The organism is Paraburkholderia caffeinilytica (assembly GCF_051027425.1).
Taxonomy (GTDB): Bacteria; Pseudomonadota; Gammaproteobacteria; order Burkholderiales; family Burkholderiaceae; genus Paraburkholderia; species Paraburkholderia caffeinilytica_A.
This window is the reverse complement of record NZ_CP186553.1, coordinates 1731216-1755519: the sequence shown is the minus strand read 5'-3', so window position 1 is coordinate 1755519 and position 24304 is coordinate 1731216. Positions and strand designations below refer to the sequence as shown.

General features: G+C 61.9%; 25 protein-coding genes. 8 read left to right on the top strand and 17 right to left on the bottom strand.

Going from position 1 to position 24304, the window contains the following annotated elements; translation table 11 throughout:
- Positions 1-7: 7 nt before the first annotated feature.
- Genes ACOSV0_RS28280 through rhaM form a run of 5 tightly spaced genes read right to left on the bottom strand, consistent with a single transcriptional unit; the run spans position 8 to position 4910 of the window.
- Positions 8-1024 carry an ABC transporter permease gene (locus ACOSV0_RS28280; RefSeq protein WP_434115716.1) on the bottom strand — a complete coding sequence of 339 codons (1017 nt, stop codon included), beginning with the start codon at positions 1022-1024 and terminating at the stop codon, positions 8-10.
- Positions 1017-2075, bottom strand: coding sequence for an ABC transporter permease (locus ACOSV0_RS28275; protein ID WP_434115715.1), 1059 nt, complete (start codon positions 2073-2075; stop codon positions 1017-1019). The genes ACOSV0_RS28280 and ACOSV0_RS28275 overlap by 8 nt, the downstream gene beginning before the upstream one ends.
- The gene (locus ACOSV0_RS28270) at positions 2072-3601 is read right to left on the bottom strand and encodes a sugar ABC transporter ATP-binding protein (protein WP_434115713.1); all 1530 of its coding nucleotides are present in this window, start codon (positions 3599-3601) and stop codon (positions 2072-2074) included. Before ACOSV0_RS28270 ends, ACOSV0_RS28275 begins: the two co-directional genes overlap by 4 nt.
- Positions 3602-3654: 53 nt before the next feature.
- The gene (locus ACOSV0_RS28265; RefSeq protein ID WP_434115712.1) at positions 3655-4548 is read right to left on the bottom strand and encodes an amidohydrolase family protein; all 894 of its coding nucleotides are present in this window, start codon (positions 4546-4548) and stop codon (positions 3655-3657) included.
- Between the two features lie 38 nt (positions 4549-4586).
- Entirely contained in the window at positions 4587-4910 is a 324-nt protein-coding gene (gene rhaM, locus ACOSV0_RS28260) for an L-rhamnose mutarotase (RefSeq protein ID WP_434115710.1), read from the bottom strand.
- A gap of 139 nt (positions 4911-5049) precedes the next feature.
- Between rhaM and ACOSV0_RS28255 the strand changes: the two genes are divergently transcribed.
- Positions 5050-6048, top strand: a complete 999-nt coding sequence (locus ACOSV0_RS28255) for a LysR family transcriptional regulator (RefSeq protein WP_434115708.1) — start codon at positions 5050-5052, stop codon at positions 6046-6048.
- Between the two features lie 29 nt (positions 6049-6077).
- Here ACOSV0_RS28255 and ACOSV0_RS28250 read toward each other — a convergent pair whose 3' ends face one another.
- The 4 genes from ACOSV0_RS28250 to ACOSV0_RS28235 form a co-directional block, all read right to left on the bottom strand.
- Positions 6078-6860, bottom strand: coding sequence for an SDR family NAD(P)-dependent oxidoreductase (locus tag ACOSV0_RS28250; protein ID WP_434115706.1), 783 nt, complete (start codon positions 6858-6860; stop codon positions 6078-6080).
- A gap of 89 nt (positions 6861-6949) precedes the next feature.
- Positions 6950-8128, bottom strand: a complete 1179-nt coding sequence (rhmD, locus tag ACOSV0_RS28245; RefSeq protein ID WP_434115705.1) for an L-rhamnonate dehydratase — start codon at positions 8126-8128, stop codon at positions 6950-6952.
- A gap of 49 nt (positions 8129-8177) precedes the next feature.
- Positions 8178-9506, bottom strand: a complete 1329-nt coding sequence (locus ACOSV0_RS28240) for an MFS transporter (protein WP_434115703.1) — start codon at positions 9504-9506, stop codon at positions 8178-8180.
- Between the two features lie 91 nt (positions 9507-9597).
- A complete protein-coding gene (locus ACOSV0_RS28235; RefSeq protein WP_408451571.1) occupies positions 9598-10350 on the bottom strand; it encodes an SDR family NAD(P)-dependent oxidoreductase in 753 nt (250 codons plus the stop codon).
- 157 nt (positions 10351-10507) lie between these two features.
- Between ACOSV0_RS28235 and ACOSV0_RS28230 the strand changes: the two genes are divergently transcribed.
- The gene (locus tag ACOSV0_RS28230; RefSeq protein WP_434115700.1) at positions 10508-10687 is read left to right on the top strand and encodes a hypothetical protein; all 180 of its coding nucleotides are present in this window, start codon (positions 10508-10510) and stop codon (positions 10685-10687) included.
- A 78-nt stretch (positions 10688-10765) separates the two neighbouring features.
- Here ACOSV0_RS28230 and ACOSV0_RS28225 read toward each other — a convergent pair whose 3' ends face one another.
- On the bottom strand, positions 10766-12049 hold the full coding sequence (locus ACOSV0_RS28225; RefSeq protein ID WP_434115699.1) for an MFS transporter: 1284 nt from the start codon (positions 12047-12049) through the stop codon (positions 10766-10768).
- Between the two features lie 347 nt (positions 12050-12396).
- Positions 12397-12708, bottom strand: a complete 312-nt coding sequence (locus tag ACOSV0_RS28220) for a hypothetical protein (RefSeq protein ID WP_434115696.1) — start codon at positions 12706-12708, stop codon at positions 12397-12399.
- A 766-nt stretch (positions 12709-13474) separates the two neighbouring features.
- On the opposite strand from ACOSV0_RS28220, the gene ACOSV0_RS28215 reads away from it, so the two are divergent.
- Positions 13475-13801 carry an H-NS family nucleoid-associated regulatory protein gene (locus ACOSV0_RS28215; RefSeq protein ID WP_434115694.1) on the top strand — a complete coding sequence of 109 codons (327 nt, stop codon included), beginning with the start codon at positions 13475-13477 and terminating at the stop codon, positions 13799-13801.
- Positions 13802-13805: 4 nt separating this feature from the next.
- Here the strand turns inward: ACOSV0_RS28215 and ACOSV0_RS28210 are convergent, their stop codons facing one another.
- Together ACOSV0_RS28210 and ACOSV0_RS28205 are read right to left on the bottom strand one after the other, a co-directional pair.
- Complete coding sequence (locus ACOSV0_RS28210) at positions 13806-14309, bottom strand: low molecular weight phosphatase family protein (protein ID WP_434115692.1); 504 nt, start codon at positions 14307-14309, stop codon at positions 13806-13808.
- A 213-nt stretch (positions 14310-14522) separates the two neighbouring features.
- Positions 14523-15215, bottom strand: coding sequence for a J domain-containing protein (locus ACOSV0_RS28205; RefSeq protein WP_434116182.1), 693 nt, complete (start codon positions 15213-15215; stop codon positions 14523-14525).
- Between the two features lie 460 nt (positions 15216-15675).
- On the opposite strand from ACOSV0_RS28205, the gene ACOSV0_RS28200 reads away from it, so the two are divergent.
- The 5 genes from ACOSV0_RS28200 to ACOSV0_RS28180 all read left to right on the top strand — a co-directional run bounded on the left by ACOSV0_RS28200 (position 15676) and on the right by ACOSV0_RS28180 (position 20845).
- On the top strand, positions 15676-16335 hold the full coding sequence (locus ACOSV0_RS28200; protein ID WP_434115690.1) for an NADPH-dependent FMN reductase: 660 nt from the start codon (positions 15676-15678) through the stop codon (positions 16333-16335).
- A gap of 500 nt (positions 16336-16835) precedes the next feature.
- A complete protein-coding gene (locus ACOSV0_RS28195; RefSeq protein WP_434115688.1) occupies positions 16836-17051 on the top strand; it encodes a transcriptional regulator in 216 nt (71 codons plus the stop codon).
- Between the two features lie 195 nt (positions 17052-17246).
- Positions 17247-18701, top strand: coding sequence for an indoleacetamide hydrolase (iaaH, locus tag ACOSV0_RS28190; protein WP_434115687.1), 1455 nt, complete (start codon positions 17247-17249; stop codon positions 18699-18701).
- A gap of 60 nt (positions 18702-18761) precedes the next feature.
- Complete coding sequence (locus ACOSV0_RS28185; protein WP_434115685.1) at positions 18762-19544, top strand: CDP-diacylglycerol diphosphatase; 783 nt, start codon at positions 18762-18764, stop codon at positions 19542-19544.
- Positions 19545-19756: 212 nt separating this feature from the next.
- A complete protein-coding gene (locus ACOSV0_RS28180) occupies positions 19757-20845 on the top strand; it encodes a fatty acid desaturase (protein WP_434115683.1) in 1089 nt (362 codons plus the stop codon).
- A 141-nt stretch (positions 20846-20986) separates the two neighbouring features.
- Here the strand turns inward: ACOSV0_RS28180 and ACOSV0_RS28175 are convergent, their stop codons facing one another.
- The 4 genes from ACOSV0_RS28175 to ACOSV0_RS28160 all read right to left on the bottom strand — a co-directional run bounded on the left by ACOSV0_RS28175 (position 20987) and on the right by ACOSV0_RS28160 (position 24304).
- Positions 20987-21343: a hypothetical protein gene (locus ACOSV0_RS28175; protein WP_434115681.1), complete on the bottom strand. Its 357-nt coding sequence runs from the start codon at positions 21341-21343 to the stop codon at positions 20987-20989.
- Positions 21344-21597: 254 nt separating this feature from the next.
- Positions 21598-22275 (bottom strand): S1 family peptidase, encoded by a 678-nt coding sequence (locus ACOSV0_RS28170; RefSeq protein ID WP_434115679.1) that lies wholly within the window; start codon positions 22273-22275, stop codon positions 21598-21600.
- Positions 22276-22376: 101 nt separating this feature from the next.
- Entirely contained in the window at positions 22377-22877 is a 501-nt protein-coding gene (locus ACOSV0_RS28165) for a YbaB/EbfC family DNA-binding protein (RefSeq protein WP_434115677.1), read from the bottom strand.
- Positions 22874-24304, bottom strand: a complete 1431-nt coding sequence (locus ACOSV0_RS28160) for a Do family serine endopeptidase (protein ID WP_434115675.1) — start codon at positions 24302-24304, stop codon at positions 22874-22876. The genes ACOSV0_RS28165 and ACOSV0_RS28160 overlap by 4 nt, the downstream gene beginning before the upstream one ends.

The window sequence follows — 24304 nt, the reverse complement described above, 5'->3', positions numbered from 1 at the left end:
GCGAACCTTATGAAGAAGAAGCGGACTTCGCGATGAAACGCCGGTCGCGCGCCGCCCGCCAGCGGGCAACCAGATTGGGAATCAGCACCGATGCCAGCAGCAGCACGCCGGTGACGATCGTGAGTGTTTCGCTCGATACATCATCGAGCGTCAACGCATTTTTCAGCACACCGATAATCAGCAGCGACAGCAGAACGCCGAACATCGAACCGCGTCCGCCGAAAATACTCACGCCGCCGAATAGCACCGCCGCGATCACGGACAATTCGAAACCTTCGCCGTTATCGCCGCGTGCGCTGGTGAACCGCAGCGTGTAGACGACTCCGGCCAGCGCGCTCATCGCGCCGGACAGCACGAATAAACGCAGCCTGATCTTCGCCACTTCGATACCGGAGAAAGCCGCCGCGGTCGGATTTGCCCCGATTGCGTAGAGGCTGCGTCCAAACGCCGTGGACTGCAACAGCACGGTAAACAGCACCGCGCCGACGATCACGATCGCAAAGGGCAACGGAATGAAAGTCGCGCCGACCGTATCCATGCCGAAGGCCGTATAACCCGCCGGAAAATCCGCGACCGCCTGATCGCCGAGCAGCACGTACGCGAGGCCGCGAAACAGCGCCAGTGTGCCGATCGTGACCGCGAGCGAAGGCAGATTGAGCTTCACGATCACGAGGCCGTTCAGCAGGCCCGCCAGCGCGCCGGCAATCAATACCAGTACGATCACGAGCGGCATCGGCAGGCCCATATGCCACAGCACGCCCATCAGCGCGCTCGACGCACCCAGCACCGATGCCACAGAAAGATCGATTTCCGCGGCGACGATAATCAAAGTCATGGGCAGCGCCATCAATGCGATCTCCGTCAGATCGGCAAGGATGTTGCTGACATTCGCACTGGTCAGAAAGACCGGCGACAACAACCGCCCGAGCGCAAGTGAGAGCGCCAGCACAACAACCAGCAATACTTCCCATTGCAGCGGCGTTTCGCGTTTGCGTGTGAGCAGCGCGGAATCGGGTTTAGCCATGATCGCGTTTCCTCATCATGCGTTTGGCGACGGAGCGGGCCAGCAAGGTATCGGCGGTAATCGCGGCGACGATCAGAGCACCCTGGATCGCCTGCTCCCAGAACGGCGAGACGTGCAGCACGACGAGCGCGATACTGATCACACCCAGCACGAGCGCGCCGAGCGTGGCGCCGAGAATGGTGCCTACGCCGCCCGTGATCGCCACGCTGCCCACCACGGCGGCGGCAACCACCTGCAATTCGATGCCTTTCGCGGTGCTTGCATCGACGGTGCCGAAGCGCGCGAGCCACAATGCGCCCGCGAAACCGGCAATCGCGCCGGACAGCAAAAAACCCGCCATCACGCGACGCTCGACGTTCACGCCGGCAAGCCGCGCCGCCTCCGGATTCGAGCCGATGGCATAGTGTTCGCGGCCGCCGCGAAACTGCTTCAGATAGACCGCCAGCGCGGCGAGCACGACGATCGCGATTAACGCGAGCGTCGGTATGCCGAAGAATGTGCCGGTAGCAAGGCGGGAAAATGCATCGGGCAAGCTGGTTGCATTGATCTGACCGCCGTGCACCCACGCATAGTCCGCGCCGCGGAAAATGTAGAGCGTGGACAGTGTCGCCACCAGCGACGGCACGCGCCCCACGGCCACGAGCAATGCATTGATACCGCCTGCCACCAGACCGATCGCCAGGCCGGCCAACAACGCGACGATCACCGGCATATGTGGAAACGCAACGTACAGGCTGCCGACCGCATAAGCGCTGATGCCGACCGTCGACCCCACCGACAGATCGATATGCCGCATCAGGATCACCACCGTCATGCCGGCTGTCAGCAAGCTGATAATCGACACATTCAGCAGCACGTCACGCAGATTCTGCAGATTCAAAAACTGCGGCTTCGCGAGACCCGTGCCCACGATCAACAGAATCAGCACGACGAAGAGCGTCGTTTCGCGGCTCTTAGCAATGCTCGCGACAAAGCCGCCCGGCGCGCTGCCGGAACGCTTCAGGGCCGGCGCCTGAACGGGCGCGGGATGGGTTGAGGAATGGCGCATCATGCCGCGTGCCCCAACGGTGGAAACGGCTGGCCGAGCGCGGCGCCCATGATGCGCTCTTCGTCAGCTTCGGCGCGCGCTATGTCCGCGCTGATACGTCCCTCGTGCATGACCAGTACACGATCGGCCATGCCGAGCACTTCCGGCAATTCGCTCGATATCATCAGCACGGCCATGCCGTCGCGCACCAGTTCTGCCAGCGCGCCATATACCTCGGCCTTGGCGCCGACGTCGATGCCGCGCGTGGGTTCGTCGATGATCAAGACCTTCGGGTTGGTGGCAAGCCACTTGCCCAGCACGACCTTTTGCTGATTACCACCGGACAGCGTGCCGACCGGCGCATTCGGGTCGCCCGCCTTGAGGCGCAAACGCGTGCCCCACTGATTGGCCAGTTGCGTTTCGCTTCGAGTGGAAATCAGGCCATGTTTGACGAGACGTCCAAGCACCGTCATCGACGCATTTCGCGCGATGCTCAATTCCAGTGCCAGCCCCTGCTGACGACGATCCTCCGGCACCAGCGCGAGGCCGGCGCGCACTGCTGCGGCCGGACTGCCCGCAGCCAGGCGCTTGCCGCCAATTGAAATTTCACCCGAGTCGAGCGGATCGATGCCGAAGATCGCGCGCGCGACTTCGCTGCGGCCCGCGCCGACGAGCCCTGCCAGAGCGACGATCTCGCCAGCGCGGACGTCGAAGGAAATGTCCTTGAAAACGCCTACGCGCGTAAGTCCTCGCACGGACAATCGCACTTCGCCCGGCGGCCGGTCGGCTTTCGGATAGAACGTCTCCAGATCGCGGCCCACCATCTTCGCGACGATGGATTCGGTGGTGAGATCGGCGGTGAGCCCGTCGAATACTTTTGCGCCGTCGCGCATGATCGTCACGCGTTGCGTCAGCGTGAACACTTCATCGAGCCGATGCGTGATGAACAGAATCGCCACATCGCGCTCGCGCAACTTGCGCACAATCGCAAAGAGCCGCTCCACTTCGGGCAATGACAAGGCGGCGGTCGGTTCGTCCATGATCAACACGTTCGCGTTCAACGACAACGCTTTCGCAATTTCAATCACCTGCTGATCGGCAATCGACAACCCACGCACGAGCTGATCCGCACGCAGATCGACACCGAGCGAGGCCAGCAACCCATCCACCTCGCGGCGCATGGCGTCGTACTGAATGCGGCCGAGCCGGTCGACCGGCTGCCGTCCCATGAAGATGTTCTCCGCGATCGAGAGATCGAAGAACAGCGTCGGCTCCTGATAGATCACGGCGAGACCCGCGTCACGCGCTTCGGCAGGCGTCGCGAATCCGCGCGTCACGCCGTCGACCCGCAGCTCGCCGGTATCCGGCTGATGCACGCCCGCAAGAATCTTCACGACCGTCGACTTGCCCGCGCCGTTTTCGCCGAGCAACGCATGCACTTCGCCCGGCCACAACGCGAGATCGCCGTCCGATAACGCACGGACCCGGCCGAATGATTTGCTCGCGTGCCGTAGTTCGAGTCTGGGCACAGCGGATGGGGATTGCTGCACTACGTGTCTCCTTCTTTTTTGCTTTCGGGAATGCGTCAGACGCAGTAGGTACGTCAGATACGATAAAAACGCTCCGCGTTACGGCAAAACAGCGCTTCTTTTTCGGCAACGCTCGCACCGCCGACAATCGCTGCGTACGCGTGCCACAAATCCTGGTAAGAACCGAACAACCGGTCGACCGGAAAATTCGACGCAAACATCGCGCGCTCGACGCCGAACGTATCGATTGTTTCGAGCACATAAGGGCGCAGACTTTCGACGCTCCACTGATGATCGAACATGGCAAGTCCGCTGATCTTCACCGCGACATTCCTGCAACCCGCGAGCGTGCGCATACCTTCACGCCACGCGCGATAACCGGCGACGCTGTTGCGGTCCACGAACATGCCCGCATGGTTGACGATAAAAATCGTGTCGCCGTGTGCACGCGCCAGCGCAGCCGCCTCTTCCATCTGCGACGGATACAGTTGCAGATCGAACGACATGTCATAACGGCGCAGCAACGCAAAATGTTCGCGCCATTGCGGCTCGCGCATGAAATGGCGGCCGACGTAATCGAACAGCTTGTTCTCGTGCACGTTCAGGATCTGCCTGATGCCACGCGTATTGGCGAACGACGCGTGCGCCTCGAGCACTTCCGGTGCATTCGCCGCGGACAGATCCACGGCGGCAACAATCGCGTTCGGCATGCCGCGCGACTCCGGACGATCGGCAATGGATTGCAACCAGCGGGTTTCCTCGACCGGATCGGCAGGATCGTGATTCGCCTCCACGTGCACCAGTTTGAGCACCTCGATATCGCCCGCCTCGCCGAGCAGGTCGTCGAGCAGATAGTCATGCTTCAGGTCGCGCGCATCCCCCACGAACGACACACCCGGGTTTTCCAGCCACGGATAACGATGCGTTTTCAGGTCCCACAGATGGATATGCGAATCGACAACCTGCATGCGATACCCTCCGCCCATTGGGCTAGCAGTCAGCAACGTCAGTTAAGCGAATTCAGATGAAAGACCGGTTCGAGCGGCTGTTGAAGCGGCGTATGGTCGGGGGCGGTCTGCATGATGTCGGCCATGTAATCCCACCATTTGCGCATCACCTCGAGTTGCGGCAGCGCATTCATCGTGTGATTCGTGCTGCGCGTCAGAATGGCGAAAAGGTGGTCCGTGCCCGCGTCGAAGAAAATCCGATAGTCGCGCACACCGGCGTTGTGCAATGCATCAACCAGTTCCGGCCAGATTTGCGCGTGACGTCGTTCGTATTCCTCGCGTATGCCGGGGTTGAGCACCATCCGGAAAGCGATTGTTTCCATTGCGGCCTGTCTCCCGTCGTATCCGGGCGCTTTCCCTGAGAAGCGTAGAAGCGTCTGGTACGACTATAATTCCTGCGTCGATAGCATCTCAATCCGTGTTTGGGATTGGGCGATCCACAAACCGAATCGCACCGGAATCATGAGCCAACATTCAGCTGCCATCGCACTCGTCAATCGGCTCAAGTTCAAGCACCTCGCGCTGCTCGTCGCGCTCGACGACGCGCGCAATCTCCACCAGGCCGCCGAGGCCATCAACGTCGCGCAACCCAGCGCGAGCCGCATGCTCGGCGATATCGAGGAGGCGTTCGGCTTCCTGCTGTTCGAGCGCAACGCGCGCGGCATGACGCCCACGCCGCTCGGCGTGGTCACGCTGGCTTATGCACGGCGCGCGCTTGCCGAGTTGACCCGTTTTGCCGAAGACCTCGACGTCAAACGCCGCGGCGGGCATGGACAGTTGACCGTCGGCGCGATCATGGGCGCCGCGCCCGATCTGCTGGCCATGGCGGTCGCCGCCCTGAAAACCGAAAGCCCCCTGCTGAACGTGCGCATTCTTGGCGAAACCAGCGACCAGGTCGTGCAATTGCTGCATCGCCGCGAAATCGATCTGGCGCTTGGACGCCTGACCAGTCCGCTGCAACACAACGACTTCAGTTTCGAGCCGCTCGCCCGCGAGACGTTGTTGCTGGTGGTGCGTTCGGTGCATCCGCTGGCGCAGCGCTCGCGCATCACATTGCGCGAGCTGATCGACTGGCCGTGGGTGGCGCAACCGGTTACGAGCCCCGCGCGCGTGCTGTTCGAAGAAGAACTCGCGCGTGCCGGTCTTGCGACGCCCGTCAACCTGACCGAGTGCGCGTCGATCTTCGCTACGCTGCAATTGCTCGAGAACTACGACGCTGTGGCCATGCTGCCCGAGTCGGTGGTGCGCGATCATGTGCGCGGCAAGCTGCTGGTCGCGCTGCCGCTTGAAATCGGCAAGAGCCTCGCCGGCTTCGGCATTCTCACGCGCAAGGAAGAAACCCTCGCCGAACCGGCGCTGCGTTTTATCGATTTGCTGCGCGGCTTCTCGCGCAAGCTCGCACGCGACGACTCCGCCTCGACGATGAGCAGGCCTGGGGTCGTATCCGCACCGGTTAGTTGATGGCACCATCGTGACGTCGGTATCACGCGTTATTGCAAGTTGACGAACAGGCCGCCGTCCACCAGCAGCGCGGCGCCTGTCACATAGCGCGCGCGGTCGGAGGCGAGGAATACCACGCAATCGGCGACGTCCTCCGGGCGGCCCAGTCTGCCCAATGGAATGCGCTTTTCGAAGTAAGCTTTTTTGGCTTCGTCGGCGAGATCTTCCGCGTTCAGGTCGGTCGCGATCGTGCCGGGCATCACCGAATTGCAGCGGATGCCGTACGGCCCCAACGCCACCGCGCACGACTGCATCAGCGAATGCACACCCGCTTTGGTCGGCGTGTAGTGCGTCTGCATGCCGCCGCCTACCAGGGCGCTGATCGAACTCGTCGCCACGATTGCGCCGCCCGTGCCCTGCGCTTTCATCTGTTGCGCGGCGGCTTGCGTGACGTAGAACGCACCGTTCAGATTGACTGCCACCGTCGACTCCAATACCTCGGGCGGCATGTCGAGAAAGGCGTGAAACGGGCAGATGCCGGCATTGCTCGCGAGCACGTCGACTTTGCCGAAGGCTTCAACGGTGCGGCGAACGAGTTCCTGACCCGTTTCACGCGCAGCGACATTGCCTTCGATCGCGATCACACGCCGCCCCAACGCTTCGATTTCGGCGACCACCTCGGCGACGGCCGAACGGCGCCCATACGATGCGTCGTTATCGCCCCAGTAGTTGATCGCCACATCCGCGCCTTCGGTTGCGCACGCAACCGCTATCGCGCGGCCAATGCCGCGCGAGCCGCCGGTGACGATCACAACCTTGTCCTTGAGCAACACGTCATTCTCCTGATAACTGAATCAATGCGATGTCGTGTGTCTTGTGTCATGTGGATCGAGCCGGGGTTCAATCCACTTTCCACGCACACTCAACGCGGATAAGGCCGCACCAGCGCGCACTCCGGATTGAGCCGCACGCCGAAGCCCGGTGTGTCAGGCACTTTCATCCGTCCATTCACGGGGACCGGTTCATCGAGCAGCAGCGGCGTGAACATCGGCACCACTTCATCGGCCTTTGGCGCCATCATCAGAAACTCGGCGAATGGCGAGTTGTGCCGCGTGACGACGAAGTGATAGCTATACACCGACGAACCGTGCGGCACCACCATCACATTGTGGGCATCGGCGAGCGCGGAGATCTTGACGAGTTCCGTCATGCCGCCGCACCAGCCCACATCCGGCTGGATCAGATCGCAGCACTGCATCTCCAGCAGCATGCGGAAACCCCAGCGCGTCGCTTCGTGCTCACCGGTCGACACCATCATGCCGCGCGGCACGTTGCGGCGCAGTTCGGCGTAACCCCAGTAGTCGTCCGGCGGCAGGCACTCTTCGATCCACTTCAAACCGTATTCGTGCGCTGCTTGAGCGAGCCGCGTTGCATACGGTACGTCGAGACTCATCCAGCAGTCGTACATCAGCCAGAAGTCATCGCCAACGCGGCTGCGCATCTCGGCGAGCTTATCCAGATTTTTCTTGAGACCCGCGTCGCCTTCAGCGGGACCGTGCTGCAACGGCAATTTTCCGCCAATGAAACCCATCTCCTTCGCGAGATCGGGACGTGCGCCAGTCGCGTAGAACACGAGTTCGTCGCGCACCGGGCCGCCCAATAGTTGGTACACCGGCTCCTTGCGCACCTTCGCTAGCAAATCCCACAACGCGAGATCGACGCCCGAGATCGTATTCAGCACCACGCCCTTGCGGCCGTAATACAGCGTCGAGAAATACATCTGATCCCACATCTTCTCGATGTCGGTGACAAGCTGGCCTTCGAGAAAACGCGCAAGATGTTTTTCGACAATGAACGCGCCGATCTCGCCGCCCGTCGTCACCGCAAAACCGACCGTGCCGTCACTCGCTTCGATCTCCACCACCAGCGTGCCGAGCACATTGATACCGAACGACTGGCGGCTTTGACGATACTCCGGATAACGCGCCATCGGCGTGGAAATGTGATCGTCGATCCAGTGTCCGTCGGGTTGATCGTGATAATCCGCACCGCCGCCGCGGACGATGAAGGCACGCACGTGCCGGATAGTTGGCATGGCCATAAAAAAGGGCTCCGTTGTTGATGCGTCGAACGTGCATCCGACAATGCGCCTAACGGGCGCGGTGCAGTAAGTGCTGGAAAGACCAGCTTGAATGTGCGTCGTCACGACGCAACAGCGTGCCGATCATGAGCGCTGCGAGCAGACTCGATACGCCCAGTACGATCAGCCCTGCCGAGGTCGACGAAAACGTTCGTTCCGCCGCGGTGCGCAGGCTCGGCGCAATAAATCCGCCGAGGCCGCCAAGTGAATTGATCAGCGCGATCCCGCCCGCGGCCGCGGCGCCCGTGAGGTAACGCGTGGGAAATGTCCAGAACAGCGGTTGCGCGGCGATGAAACCGCTGGCCGCACAGCACAGCGCGATCAAACCAATCGAAGGGTTATGGGCGAGTCCCGAAGCGCCGATGCCGAGACCCGCGAGCACCAGCAGCGCGACCGCCCAACGCCGGTGTCCGCCTGTTCGATCCGCACGACGCGGTACGTACCACGTCACAGCCAGCGCACAGACCCATGGCAAAGCAGCGACGAGTCCCACGCGGAAACCCACTGTCGTGCCGAGCAACGCGGCCACTTGCTGCGGTAAATAGAAGATCACACCGTAGACACTCACCTGAATCAGCAGATAGATCGCCGACAGCAGCAACACACGGCGGTCCACCAGCGCGGCGAGAATGTGACGCGGCCCATGAGCAGACGCGGCGCGCGCATCGTCGTCGAGCGCGCCGCGCAAGGTGCTACGCTCCTGCGCATCGAGCCAGCGCGCGTCTTCAGGGCGGTTGTCGAGATACCAGAACGCCCATACGCCAACTAACGAGGCCAGCGTCCCCTCGATCAGAAACAGCCACTGCCAGCCGGCCAAACCCAACGCACCATGCAACTCGAGCAAAGAACCCGATAACGGACTGCCGAAGATAAACGCCAGCGGCGCGCCGAAATAAAACACGCCCACCGCGCGCGCTCGCGCCGCTTGCGGAAACCAGTGAGTCAGGTAATAGATCACGCCGGGAAAGAAACCGGCTTCGGCGACACCCAGCAGAAAACGCAGGGAGTAAAAAGCAGTCGGCGTATGGGCAAGACACATCGCCGCGGAAACGAGCCCCCATGTCACCATGATCCGGCACATCCACGCACGCGCGCCGACCCGGTGCAGCAGCAGATTGCTCGGCACCTCGAACAATGCATAGCCGACGAAGAACACGCCCGCGCCGAAGGCAAAAGCCGCATTGGACAAACCCGTATCGTGTTGCAACGCCTTCTGCGCGAAGCCGATATTGGCGCGATCGAGAAACGCCAGCACATACATCAGCAAAAGAAACGGCAACAGCCGGCGCATGACCTTGCTGTTGATCGCCTCCAGCGATGCGGGCGAATGCGGATTCATGTCGTCTCCTTCGCAGAGCACGCGGGTCGCGCTCTGCGTTTTTCTACCTTTTGCACGGCCACTGCTACGGCTCAGGTGACGCCGTGACGACTCAGTACGTGGCTCGGCCGCCGGACAGGTCGAACACCGCGCCGGTGCTGAACGCGCAGTCTTCGGAAGAAAGCCACAGAATCAGCGACGCCGCTTCTTCCGGCAACAGGAACCGGTTCATTGGAATCTTCGAGAGCATGTAGTCGATATGCTGCTGCGACATCGAATCGAAGATCTCCGTTTTGGCCGCTGCGGGTGTGACCGCATTGACGAGGATGTTCTTCGTCGCGAGTTCTTTGCCGAGGGACTTGGTCAAGCCGATGAGCCCGGCTTTGGAAGCGCTGTAGTGCGAGGCGTTCGGGTTGCCCTCTTTGCCGGCCACCGAAGCGATATTGACGATCCGGCCGTAGCCCTGCTTGAGCATTTGCGGCACCACCGCGCGGCAGGTGAGATACGGGCCGATCAGATTCACGTCGATCACGCGGCGCCAGACCTCGGGGTCCAGCTCCCACGTCGTGCCGTTGCCGCCGGTGATGCCGGCGCAGTTGATCAGCACGTCGATCGCGCCGTGGGCGGCAACGGTCTGTGCTACCGCCTGAACCACCGAAGCTTCCTGGGTGAGTTCGACCGTGACAGCCGTTACCTTGCCCAGTTCGCTAAGCTCGCGCTCGCTGCGCGCGAGGCGCTCGGCGTCGATGTCCCATAGGGCGACCGACGCGCCCGAGTTCAATGCCCGTTGGGCCACCGCGTAACCAATGCCGCGCGCGCCACCAGTAATGGCGACAACACGCCCCTCCAGATCGATTCGATTCATCGCTTTGCTCCTGTGGCAAACCCGGGCGGCTTGCCTTTCTGTTGTTGTATTTTCTGCTGTCCGTGCTGTGTCTGCTTTCGTTCAGCCAATATACGAGCGGTGCGATGCGCTAACAATCCGTGTATTGGAGGGGGTGATAACAAAAGTGGATCGCTGGGTGTTGCGCTTGAAAGGCCTGCCCGCGAGTGGGTTTGCCGTCGACGGAATCCACCCAGAACGGTTTACGCGTGAGGACGAGACCGTCGAAATCCGCGGGAAATACGTCGTGATATGGAAGATGGAGGGTCGCGAGTGGGTCGTTGCCGTCGATATCGATAACACGGACCATCCGCTGTAACGGCTGTCGCTCGCGTGAACCTGGCAGCGCCCACGCCTCGAGTCCCGATGACGCCCTGGCCGGCACAGGGCATCAAACCTAATCAGTACACGCCGGACACGCTATCGACTCCGCAGCCATGACCTGCTTCGATTTCGGCTCCGACTCCGCAGCCACGATCTGCTCGCGCCACCCGAAACTCGCGAGCGCCGCGAGCCCCAGCAGCGCCAAACCGCTGCCGAAGAGAAAGTCGGCGGAAATGCCGACATGGTCGACCACCACGCCGCCAATCAGCGAGCCCAGCGCAATCGCCACCTGAATGATGCTGACAAACAACGCCGAGCCCGCTTCCGGCGAATCCGGCGTAGCGCGTTGAATCCAGACGCTGAAACACAGCGGCAGCGCCCCGAACGAAACACCCCACGCGAGGACGAGCGCGGCGACGCCGATCGGCGATTGTTGCAACAGCGGCATGGCGACCAGCGCGAACATCAGCAGGGAAACCATCGCGCCCACGGACATCTTCAGGTTGCGCGTCACCGTCGACGACACGGCGAAGTTCGAAAAGAACCCGATCATGCCGAAGCCGAGCAGCAGCAAGGTAATCGTCGACATCGTGAGATTCGCGTTACGCAGCAGGAACGGCGTGATGTACGTGTACGAGGAAAAATGCGCGCCAAATACGAGCCCGACCATCATCATGCTTCTACGCGGATGCGGGCGGCGCAGCAGCGCCACCAGATCGCGCATCCGCAATGCGGTTGCCGACGGCAGGGACGGTACGAAGACGAACTGGGCCACGAGCGCGATCGCGACAAGCACGCCGGTTGCCATGAACGAAGCACGCCACGACGCGAAACTGGCGATGAACGTGCCGAGCGGCACACCGATCACGGTCGCGCAGGTCACGCCGGTCAGGATCGTTGCCATGGCTCTCGCCGAATCCTTCGGCTTCACGAGACGCCCCGAAGCGGCCGTCGCCAGGGTCCAGAATCCGCCCAACGCCGCACCGAGCAACGCGCGTCCGAACAGCATGGACAGAAAATCGGGTGCAAAAGCCGAAATCAAATTCGACGCCAGCAGCAAGGCCGTAAGCAACAGAAACACACGCCGGCGATCCATCCGGCCGGCCACCAGCATCAAACCGGGCGCGGAGATGGCGGCAATCACGCCGGGCACCGTGACCATCAGGCCCGCGGTGCCTGGCAGCACGCCCAGATCCGCCGCTATGCGCGGCAGTAGTCCAACAGGTAAAAACTCCGTGGTCACGAATGCAAACGCACCGATTGCAACGGCCACGACAGCGAGCCATGAACGCAGGGACGACGAGGCGCCATCGTCCGGCGAGGCAGTGCTCGCCGGCAGATTATCTTCCATCAACATAGTATTGTTTGCGAGTAACTAAACAACGGGTGGGATTGGAGCAGTCATACCGGACTAATCAATTCGCGGACAGCCAATCACAATTAAAAAAGCAGGCGCTATTTGCCTGCTTATGATTGCTGCCGCAAAACTAACCGGTGAAAACCTGAACGGAACACACCTTAACATCGTATTAAATCGCTCGCTGACCGCTCCGAAAAAACGCAGTCGCGCGTATGGGTATTTCGACAAGGATTCCGTGCGGATTGGTTGGAGGCGGTGCGTGCTGCTTCCCTGACCGCCTCCTGAACTCCTGAACTCCTGAACTCCTGAACTCCTGAACTCCTGAACTCCTGAACTCCGATCAACTATTGACCAAAATAGATCCTGCATTGCGGCCCGGAAGTGCACGGCCGCTCCTGTCGGCCTCCCGCTTCCACCGCGCCCGCGGCCACGCCGCCATAGGAGACGTCCTGCACCGGTTGGGCCGCCGGCATCATGGTCCGCCCCGTTTCGCCAAACGACATGTCGGTGGTGTCTTGCACCGATTCGTTGGCGTTGCGCTGCATCATCGCCCGGCCCGACCCGGCGTCGTCCGGCTGACCGTCCAGTGCGCCGGCTGTATTCGGCGCCAGAAAGAGAGCGGCGCTTGCCAACGCCATCAATAAACGTAGTTTCATGTCCAGACTCCTCGAATCCGGCGCAGCAGCGCTTATCCCCTTCAAAAAGAATTGATTCGCGAAAAACGTCGTGTCGCCAGATCGAACTGACGGACGGGCGAATGCCTATGCGGGACTGCTGCGGCGAGTCACCGAACTAAACGAGTAAATAGTTGCCAAACCTGAAACCGATGTTCGGCGTGCACGCGCGGCTTACCGGAAGCGGTCGCCACCAGGCTGGAAACGCAGAGTGTTGCTCCGCAGTTTCGTTATAGGTCGGCCACCCAGGATTTCAATCCCGGCGGCGCAGACAATATTGGCGGCGCCGCCGGCAGGCCGGTCAGGAACATGCGGCAACAAAATCAACCGGGCCGGCGCGTCCTTTACCCGAACAGTGCGCTATGATGCTGGAATAACGCACAAAATCAGCCCTGCGCGGCACCGGCGAGAGACGGAGCGTAGGCATGAGACCGGCCATCCGCAATCAGTGCATCTTCATCAGCGTTCTTTCCATAGCAGCCGTAGGGCTTACCCAGCCGTACCTGCCGCGTGGCGGAGCGCTTGAATGTTCGCCGATCGGCGTGGCCAGCCGTACAGGCGGCCTGGCCGGGCATATGCAGTAACACGATTTATGAAGCATCGTTTTTTTACGTTGCTACCAGGATTTCCTTCGATCAATAACTTTACCGCGGGCGGATCCCATTTACGTGGGCTCAATGCTTTCGCGGCTTTCCCTCGCAATCTGTAATTGACAGAACGCTGGACGCTTTAGAAGGACGAATATCTTATGGACGAAAGGAAGCGAGATAGCATGATTGCGTATCTCCGCCATCGCATGGAAGAGTTTGGCATCAAACCAGAAGACCTCGCCGCGGTGCTGGCGGCCGAACCGAAGAGGCAAACCGCCGAGCGCTACCGCAGCGCAACGGGAGATAGCTGGGACGGCCAGGGTGAAATGCCCCAATGGCTTAAACAGGCAATCAGCGCAGGTCAATCAATCGACCACTTCGAATTGTCGGCCACGCCGGCACCCGCCCCGCAGCCGAGAAAACAGGTGGATTGGCTAAACGACCCATTCGCGGGAAGTCCGCTCGCGCGCCCGACCAATCGCTAAGCCGTCAGATCGGTAGATCGCTGGCGCAAGCCGGCGCTTCGGCGCGCGCGGCAGGCGCCCACGCGCTCGCGTATTGCGGCAAGTCGATGAAGGTGGTGACCTGCCGGACGATCTGCCAGAACACCTTTTCAAACGAACGGACGCGCTCCGGCTCGAGCATTCCGTCGGCGAGCGGATCGGCAAAGATCCAGCTGCACGACGGAGGGTCTCCGGGAAAGAGCGGCGCATGGTGGCCGGCAACGCACTCGTCCATAGCAACGACGAGGTCCATCCGCGGCGCCCATTCGCCCGTGAATTCCAGCCAGCTTTTCGGACTGAGCACGCCGAGGTCCGAAATACCGGGCCGCAATTGCGCGATCGCGCTGGGATGAACTCGCGCGGCCGGCTCCGGCCCCGCGCTGAATGCGTCGAACCGGTGTCCTGCCAGTTCACGCAGTAAAGCTTCGGCAATGATGCTGCGTGCTGAATTCTCACGACAGAGAAACAGCACCTTGTATTTTCTGGTCACGCTCACCCCGTACCGTGTTTTTCTTATCCTTCCGCGCCATTCTGCCAGCTCACTCTTGCGTCCTCGTGACACTACGATGTCTTAATTCGTTGCGCTACGAGAATTTGTATCGGGAGGGTCAATTCACGGGCATCGCGCGTTGCATTTGCGGCGAAGTCTGACAGCGTGGCATTCAATCTTTCAGCCTGCTGTCAATCGCGCACGGCGGCCTCTTCAGAACCGCAAGCCGTTCAGGAACTGAAACCAGAGTCCGCCCAGTACGCCGGCCGGATGAGCGTCGCCGGCAGTTTCTTCACGCTTGCCCGGGTTCACGCGGTTATCCGGCGCACCGCGATTGGCGGCATCGGCGGCATCGGCGGCAGCCGCCGGCGCTTTGGCCGAAACGTCAGAGACATCTGCCGCTTGCGCGGCCACCTCGGCCTCAACCTCCACTTTCTCGGCCTGCTCGGCCGCGCGCCGCGCCGCCTGCAATGCGGCCACACTGTCGGCGATCTGCGCGGCCCGCCGCGGATCGCATCGACGTCCCAGCAGCACGCCGAACAGCACGTCTCGATTGTGGCCGTCGTCGGCGAAACGCATGGCGAGCGACACCATCTCGGCATAGGCCGCTTCGTCCGCGGCGCGCGCCGCCGCCTCGCGTTCGGCTTGCGCCTTTTGCTGGCGGGCGCGCTGCGCTTCCCAGCCGCGCATCTGCTCGGCATAGACCGCGTCATACACCTTGCGCTGGGCGGCGTCGGAGAGGATCGCGTACGCGTCCCTGATTTCCTGGAAGGTGGCGCGGGCAACGTCCTCGGCGCCGTTGTTGCGATCCGGATGCCATTTCATCGCGGCCTTACGGTAGGCCCGCTTGATTTCTTCTTCCGTGGCATGCGCGTGCACACCGAGCGTGTCATATAAGGTTGCCATGGCTTGTTCGACCTCGCCGGGAATCGCTTCGCGGACCATCGTAGCATGCGAAAAACGGCTTTATCGTGAAGCGGCAAGCGCTTGCGCCACGGAAAGAGCAGACAAAAAAAGGCCCCGCCACTGACGTAGCGAGGCCGAGTCCCATGTCAAGGAGATGTCATGGAGGAGACGATTCGATCTTAACCGTGCGTCATCGTGCCCCCAACCAATGGATCGCCATATGCTTATCCGGCGCGGCTTCAACTGCATTGCACAGGACGGCGTATCGGCTTCGAAACGTTCGCCGGACAACCCGCTGGCTCGCCGGTAACCCCGCGCGGTTATATCGTTAGAACAAAAAGTCGCTTCGCCCGGCTCGCGGCGGTCATTAAGATAACGCTTCAAAGTCCGGTTCGCCCCGGTTCGTCTACGCGCAGCCCCGCGCCAGCGTTCCGTGAGCCGCTACCGAAGGAGCATTTCGTTGACCAGTTTCGATCATCAACGCCGGCCGCTCGTTATCGGCATTGGCGGCACGACACGCGCGGCGTCGTCGACCGAGCGCGCGCTCGGCTTTGCGCTGCGCGGCGCGGAAGCCGCGGGCGCGGACACCCGCCTGTTCGGCGGCACCTTCCTGCATAGCCTGCCCCACTACGCGCCGGAAAATCCGCAACGCACCGCCGAACAGCTCGAACTGATCGAAGCCGTGCGCCATGCGGACGCACTGATCATCGCGACGCCCGGCTATCACGGCGGCGTCTCGGGTCTCGTCAAGAACGCGCTCGACACGCTCGAGGAGCTGCGTGCCGACGAACGGCCGTATCTGGATGGCCGCGCGGTCGGCTGTATCGTCACGGCTTATGGCTGGCAGGCTGCCGGCTCGGTGCTGACCTCGCTGCGCTCGATCGTCCACGCGTTGCGCGGCTGGCCCACGCCGTTCGGCGCCGGAATCAACACGCTGGAAACGCGCTTCGAGACCGTCGACACCTGCTCCGACGCCAAGGTGGTCGATCAGCTCGCCACGGTCGGCCAGCAGGCCGCGCAATTCGCCCTGGCGTTCAACGCGCATCGCACGCCGACTGCCGCGCCGCTCGGCCATGCAACCAAGGAAGCGCAACCCGCCCGGTTGTTGCACGCGGTTTAACGTCCACGGTTTAATACCTTTACATACGACGTCGAGGGCCCACGCTTGCGGGTCCTCGACGCACCCACCCGCGTTTGCGTTGAACCAGCGGCCATCCCGCTGCCTCGACGAACCATTCGACGCATGGGCGCGCTTGCGTTGCTTCCCGTCCCCGCCAACCGCAGCATCCTCCAACAATACTTTCAAAGCCGCCAAGCCGCGCCATGCGCGCTCGAACGCGCTCGCGCTTTCGCTCGCCCAAACCGTGCGCCACACAACAGACTGCTCGCCCACAACGCCAGATAGTATGTTCAAACGTTGCGACTATGGTCCGCTCCGGCTTCCTGAAGACCGTTCCCGGACCTCGCTGATTTGCTTACGACGAAAGATTGGTTCACCCGCTGCGCGGCGCGGCCTACGCTTGATCCTGCCCGCTCACTCACCGGTTGCCCGACGCACAGGGTTGCGTCCCGCGCGCCGGCTCTCCAGCAACACACGCGGGCACACTCACTGCCACGACCATGAATTCAAATATCCGCTACAAGGGCTACGAAGTCGCACCGGCCGCACAACAACTGCCCAACGGCCTGTTCGCCGCCAACCTGACCATCGAGAAAACCTCGGCTAGCCAGGGTCAGGCCTACTCGTTCGACGCACTCGATTACTTCTTCGACGAAGAACACGCGCTCGCCTATGCGTTCCGCTGGGGACGCATGTGGATCGACAGCCGCCAGTAACAACAGTCAACGACAGCCGGTCCCTCCGGTAACGCCTGAAGAGCCCATAGCAGCGGTCACACCAGTCAAGCGCGCTGAAGCGGAAGGCCGGCCGCCCTATGAGCCGGCAAACCCAGGCCACCTTGCGCCACGCGGCGCCGGTCTTTAAGCGGCTGTGCCAGAATAGGCGTCACTTCAGTTCAAGGGACGCCGGCGATGACATGGACCGTCGATCAACAGTTGGCGCTGAGCGCAACGGAAGCGGTCGCGGCGATCCAGTCCGGCCGCCTCAAAGCCGCCGACTACATGGCCACGCTGCTGGCGCGGGCGGCGGCGCTGTCAACCCTCAATGCACTCACCACGCTCGATCTCGACGGCGCGCTGGCCGCCGCACAGCGCATCGACGCGTTGCCTCCGGAAGCAAAAGCGCGCTTGCCGCTCGCCGGTTTGCCCATCGTCGTGAAGGACAACATCAACACGGCCGGCTTGCAGACCTCGGCTGGCACACCCGCTCTGGAGGGCTTCCTGCCGAAGACGAACGCGCCTTCGGTACAACGGCTTCTCGACGCCGGCGCGATCGTGCTCGGCAAAGCCAACATGCACGAACTGGCGTTCGGCATCACCAGCACGAACTTCGCCCCGCACGCCGGACCGGTGCGCAATCCATACGACCCCTCGCTGATTCCAGGCGGCTCGTCGGGCGGCACTGCCGCCGCGATCGCCGCGCGCATCGTACCTGCGGGTCTGGGCACCGACACCGGCGGCTCGACCCGCATTCCGGCCGCGTTGACCGGCATCGCGGGGTTTCGTCCTTCGGTCGGTAACGGCGGCGCCGAGCGGCGTTATCACGACCCGGACGCCGTCGTACCGATCAGCCATACGCGCGATACCGTCGGCCCAATGGCGCGCACGGTCGCCGATATCGCTTTGCTCGACGGCGTGATCACAGGAACGGGGCCGCTGCCCGAGCTCACCCTGAACGGCTTGCGCATCGGCTTGCCCGCACCGCTCTGGGAAGGGCTCGAAAGGCAGGTGGACGACGTCGTGCGCGCCGCCTTGCGCCGGCTCGAAGCAGCGGGCGTTATCTTCGTGCCGGTCGAGATGAGCGAGCTGGAAACCTTGAACGGCCAGGTAGGCGGCCCGATCGCGATCCACGAACCGCGCGAAGACGTGCTCGCATGGCTCGTCGCCAACGACGCACCGGTTAAGACCGTGGCCGACATGGCGGCCCGCATCGCGAGCCCCGACGTGCGCGCGATTTACGACGGCGTGCTCGCCGACGTGCTCGGTGCGCATTACGACGCAGCGCTGAAACAATGGCGGCCGCGCTTGCAGCAGTATGTCGCCGCGACGTTCGCCGACGAGCGGCTCGACGCGCTGCTGTTCCCGACCACGCGTCTCACCGCGGTGCCGATCGACGACCAGAACGGCTCGTCGACAGTATCGATCGACGGCGCCGCGTCGATCGATACGATGGACGCGTTCCTGCGCAATACGGATCCGGCCAGCACGTCCGGCATTCCGGGCTTGTCGCTGGCGGCGGGGATGAGCGCCAGCGGCTTGCCGGTCGGTCTGGAACTGGACGGGCCGCTCGGCGAGGATCGACGGCTGCTGGCGATCGGCGTCGCATTCGAGCAGGTGCTCGGCGTGCTGCCGGCGCCGGTGCTTTGACGGCTTGAAGACGCCATTAACGATGCTGTTGAAAACTTCGATAAAAAAGTACCGATCCGCATGCCGATAACCGTGTCAAAACCAGGCCACCTTCGGGGAACGTTCCTGCGAACCGTCGCCGGCTTGGCGCTCGCCTTCACTGCGTCCTCCTGTGCGCGCCTTGCCGCAGTCGATCCGAACGCGCTCTGGAAAATCGTCGATCTGCGTTGCGTGCCATCGCAACAGGCCACCGGAACACCGGGCCAATGCACGGTCGTCGACCTCGATAAACGCTACGTGATCCTGAAGGATATCGTCGGCCGCTCGCAGCACCTGCTGATTCCAACCGACCGTGTCACCGGCATAGAAAGTCCATTCGTGCTGGAGCCCAATGCACAGGACTACTGGGACGACGCGTGGACGTCGCGGCTTTACGTCGAAAAGTCCGTCAAACGGCCCTTGCCCGACAATCAGCTCGGCATCGAGATCAACTCGCAATATCGCCGCTCGCAAAACCAGTTGCATATCCATATCGATTGCATGCACAGCAACGTGAGCGACGCCCTCGCGCGTCACGCGAAGGACACGCCTGACGAGTGGCGTTGGGATACGCTCGACGGCCAGCGTTATCGGATCATGCGCGTCACCTCGCTCACTCAGGCGAACAATCCGTTTCGTATCGTCGCCCGCGACAACCGGAACGTCGCGGCGATGGCCATGCAAACCATCCTCGTGACCGGCGCGGGTCCGTCGGCCGAGAAGGACGGCTGGCTCGTCGTGAATAGCGGCCTGGATGTCGACAATGGCAGCGGCACGGCGGAAGGTTTGCTCGATCATGCTTGCCGCGTGGCGGATGGCGATTGAGCATCTATAGCCAATTGCCAGGGCCGAATCCGCGAAAATCCTGCAAGGCGTTCTGAACGTCAGACGATGGTCGCCTCCCGCGGTACAAAGGCCCGCGATATGTCCCCCGCTCTATGCACGTTTTTGCAGATGCATTGCTGAACAAAATGGTTCTGGTCGTGTGAATTGGTCCGTAGGATCGGTCTAAACCTGTATTCCGACCGATCCAGCCGATGGCGATTTACCTCGACGACACGCAACGCAAAGTACTCGCCCAACAGGCTGCAAGCTTGACATGGCGCACCCAATGGCCGACGTGGCTGCTGATCGTCACGATCTACGGCGGATGGTTCGGCGTCGCGACGCATGCACGCGCGCTCGGCCTGCCATTGACCACCGCGCTGCTGGCACTGCTGGGCGCGTGGTACATGTCCCTGCAACACGAACTGCTGCACGGACATCCGACCCGCTCGCCGCACTTCAACGCCCTGCTCGGATTCGCGCCGCTCGCCGTGTGGTTTCCTTATGGCGTCTACCGTGATTCGCATCTTCAGCATCACGACGATCCGCATCTGACGCTTCCCGAGCGTGATCCCGAAAGCTACTTTGTGAGTCAGCATGTGTGGGAGCGTGCGGGTTTTGCGATTCGCGCGCTGCTGACGTTTCGCAATACGTTCACCGGGCGCTTGCTGGTTGGGCCGGCTTTTGCCATTGCGGCAACGGGCGTGAATGCGCTCGACAAAATCAAACGCGGCGATTGGCGCGATGTGCCGGTATGGTTCGTCCATCTGACCGCGCTAGTCGCACTGACTGTGTGGCTGCAACGCGCCTGCGGCATTCCCGCGTGGGTCTTTATCGTCGGCGCGGGGTATGGGTCGTTGTCGCTGGGCTCGATCCGCTCGTTTCAGGAACATCGGACCGCCCACGCGCACGAGCATCGTACTGTCGTCAACGAAGCAGGATGGTTCTGGCGTTTGCTGTTTCTGAACAACAACTACCATCTGGTTCATCACGACTTGCCGCATGTGCCATGGTTTGCGCTACGGGAAGTCTATGATGCGTCCCGCGAGCAATACATAGAACGCTCTGGAGGTTTTCTGGTAAAGGGTTACGGCGAGTGGGTGAGGCGGTATGCGTTCGCTCGGGTCGCTCATCCGGTTTATGGGGATCTGTCCGATTTGATCTGGAGTAATCCACCTGCTTCCGCCAGTTTTACGGGTAAATTGCGGGTGAAACTCATGGTAGTTGTCCGTCGAGGAGAACGCCATGAAGCCGACCTACCCGCTGCTGCTGAGCACCAAACCGCAAGACAAGCCCTATAAGATTCGCGACCGCGATTCCACGTATCTGCGGGTGTCGGTCCCGGGTTCGAAGGTGTGGAAATTTGGCAATCGGTTGGATGGCAAGGATTGCAGCTATATCCGCTTGTGAACATTGGAGGCTTTCGACAGGCAGAGGCTTGGTCAACCCTCCGTTGACCGTTGCGACTTCTTTCCACTGTTCGTGTTGTCCGTCTCGCGCAGCGCCGCGTTGGCCGTGACTAACAATGCCGCATCGTGGCCACGCAGCACCGCATCGACTGCGTCGAAAGTATTCTTTAGCGCCTTCTGCCCAGGTTTCATCACATTGCCGCCTTGCGAAATAGCATCAGCTTCCTTCTTCAATCGCTTTACGGGTTTCGCAGCAAACCGGCTATCCGGCGACCTGCCCTCAACGCACTCCTTGATCTGTAATGTCAACGCGATCGCCGCCTGGGCTTGTGTCCCAAGCGCCCTTGGGTGAATGCAGAAAGGTGAAGCTCGCCAATTACAGCCGCCCACGCATTTACCCAGTGAGTCGCGAGCATTCTCTCAACGTCCGAATCCGCAAGCATGAGACGTTGGGTCGCGAGACGCAGGCGCCCCAGCGCATATTGCTTGCGCGTGCATTCCCGGCACCGGCACGAGGCGTCTTTATGCATCGCTGACGAGTGAAGGAGACGAAAGGTGGCAAGGGAGAGTCCGACTGGCACTTCATAGTACCCCAATGACGCGCCGTGCCGCACAGCCAGACTCTGCCCGTCCCGATTGGAGATTTATCCACCGCCGCATAGCACCCCCGCTTCCAATGTCGCCGCACGGGGCGCGCGAGGCTGCATCGGCTCGAGTTGCGGTGTATTGGTCTCACGGAAAGCCACGCCGTTTTTCTTGAGGAAATCCTTGATCGGATCGACCTGGACAGCGATTACGTAGCTCGCCGCATCCGAGCGTGTTGCAACCGCACGTGCGTCGCCGCGCGATGTTTCGGCACGGCCGGTCACCAGCCCCACCACCAGCCCCGCTTGGTCCAGCACTGCGCTACCACTCGCTCCGTTGGTCGCGGACGACATCAGTGTGAACGCTATTGGGCCGGCTGAACTTTGCATGACGCTACGTGCAAATGCGTTGTATAGGGTTGTCGCACGATCCGGCATACGTCTCAGCGCTTCATAGCCCGCCGCGAACACGGGTTGGGCGACACTCACACTGCTTGTCCTGGCAAAGGTGGCCGACAGGAGTGGTCTGATTCTGCTGGCGATCACGGCCAGATCCTGGTCCGCGCTCACGGCTTTCACGCTCGCCCGCGCAACCTGCGTATCCTTGATCACGAACAACGACCGGCATGCCTCGATGACATGACGCGCGGTCAGCACATCGCCGTCGTCATTGACAAAGAAGCCGGTTGCACTCGCTTCAAGCGCGAACACATCCGTTTTCTTCGACGGCGTAATCATTTCCGGCTCGCGCGTGGTCTGTGCCGCTACGCCAACAGCAAACGCTACAGTACAAACGAAAAGCGCCAGGCGATGTATGCCGCTCGCACAAGGCGCAACGTTCACGATGCAGGTAAGCAGTGCGCGGCCAGACAGGGCAGGCTCGCCGCGTCGTCTGTAGTCGCTTTCATGCGCAGTCTCACGCGCAACGGCTGACGCATATCGGGCGGCGGAGGCTCGGTGATCGGGTGGCTTGTCAGCAGTTGCCGCAGCAACGCGTTAGCCTTCGGATCTCCGAGTGAATCGAAGGCGACGTCTGTAACCTTGCCGTCCGCCGCGATCCAGGCGCGGATCACAATTGCCGGCGGCGGCGCATCCCCTTTCGCGCTCAGGATCCGGTCTTCCAGGAACTGATGCAACTGATTCGCTTCATCGTCATCCGCTTCAAGCCAGGCCTGGAACTGACGCCCAACCAGTTGCGCGTAGCTGATCCATGGCTGCGGCACCTCGGACGGCGCCGCTTGCGCGTGTGCAAGCGGTATTCCTGTCACGCTCAATACCGGCGTCATGCATGCGATGAGTCCCAACAACCCGCCGAGGGCAAGCGTTTTCGTACCTGTCATGCCGGCCCCCCGCTCACATCGACGGGCAGATACAGGCGCGTCGTACCACGCTGGACCAGCAGGGCGGCATTCCCCTTGGTCTGCCTGAACTGGTCGGCAAGCTGATCGATCGTCGCCACCGGTGTTTCGTTGACCGCAAGCACGATGTCCCCTACCTTCAGTCCCACACGAGCCGCCTGGCCACTCACCTGCTGGATCAGCAGGCCGTGATCGACGCCCATCTTCTGCTGCTCCTGCGCCGTGAGCGGGCGCACCGTCACGCCGAGACGGGACGGCGCCTGCACCGTCGCGGGCACGCCTCCGTTACTGTCCAGGGCGCCGATCGTGACCGCTATCCTGGTAGCCGCACCGGAGCGCCAGACCCGCAGATCAGCCTGCTGCCCAGGCCGTAACCTGGCGACCGTCGTCAGCAGGTCCGCCGATTCGTCGATCACGCTGCCGTTGACCGCCAGCACCACGTCGCCAGCCTGCAATCCGGCCTGAGCGGCCGGCCCACCCGGGTCGACCGAGCTGATGAGCGCTCCATCCGGCTTCTGTAGTCCGAACGAGTGCGCGAGCGACTGGCTCACTTCCTGGACCGCCACCCCAAGATGTCCACGGCTCACCTGACCGGTCCTGATCAGTTGGTCCTTCACGTCCAGTGCGATGTCGATCGGGATCGCGAACGACAGTCCCTGATAGCCTCCCGTCTTCGAATAGATGTTCGAATTAATCGCGATCACGCGTCCGTTCAGATCGAAGAGCGGTCCACCCGAATTGCCAGGATTAATCGGCACGTCGGTCTGGATAAACGGGATGTACGCTTCACCCGGCAGCGAGCGCGATTTGGCGCTGACGATGCCCGCAGTGACCGTATTCGCAAAGCCATACGGCGAGCCGATCGCCATCACCCAGTCGCCTACCTCGGTGCGGTTCGGGTTGCCCGTCACGACCACGGGCAGATTCTGCGCGTTGATCTTGATGATCGCCACGTCGGACAGTACATCGCTGCCGAGTACCTTGCCTTTGAATTCGCGTTTATCCGTGAGCTTGACGTCGACCTCGCTGGCGTCACCCACCACATGGCGATTGGTCAGAATGACGCCATCGGCGCTCACAATGAACCCGGAGCCCAGACTCACTTCCTCGCGATTACCGATCACACGACGCGCGAGAAACGGCGCAAGCGGATTGCCCGGTGCGATGCCGGGCGGCAACTGGATGCCCATCTGGGTCACTTCACGCGTCACGCTGATGTTGACCACCGCCGGGCCGTAGCGTTTGACGAGCGTTGCGAAGTTCGGCACTGCGAACAGCGGCACTGCTGCAGGCATCGTCTCCTGGGCAACAGCAGGACCCGGCAGGCCGCCTTCGGCCATCAGTACCATGCTGACGACTGCAACGATGAGCAGCGCCTGCTTGACGCCTCCAAGCCTGCTGTCCGTCAT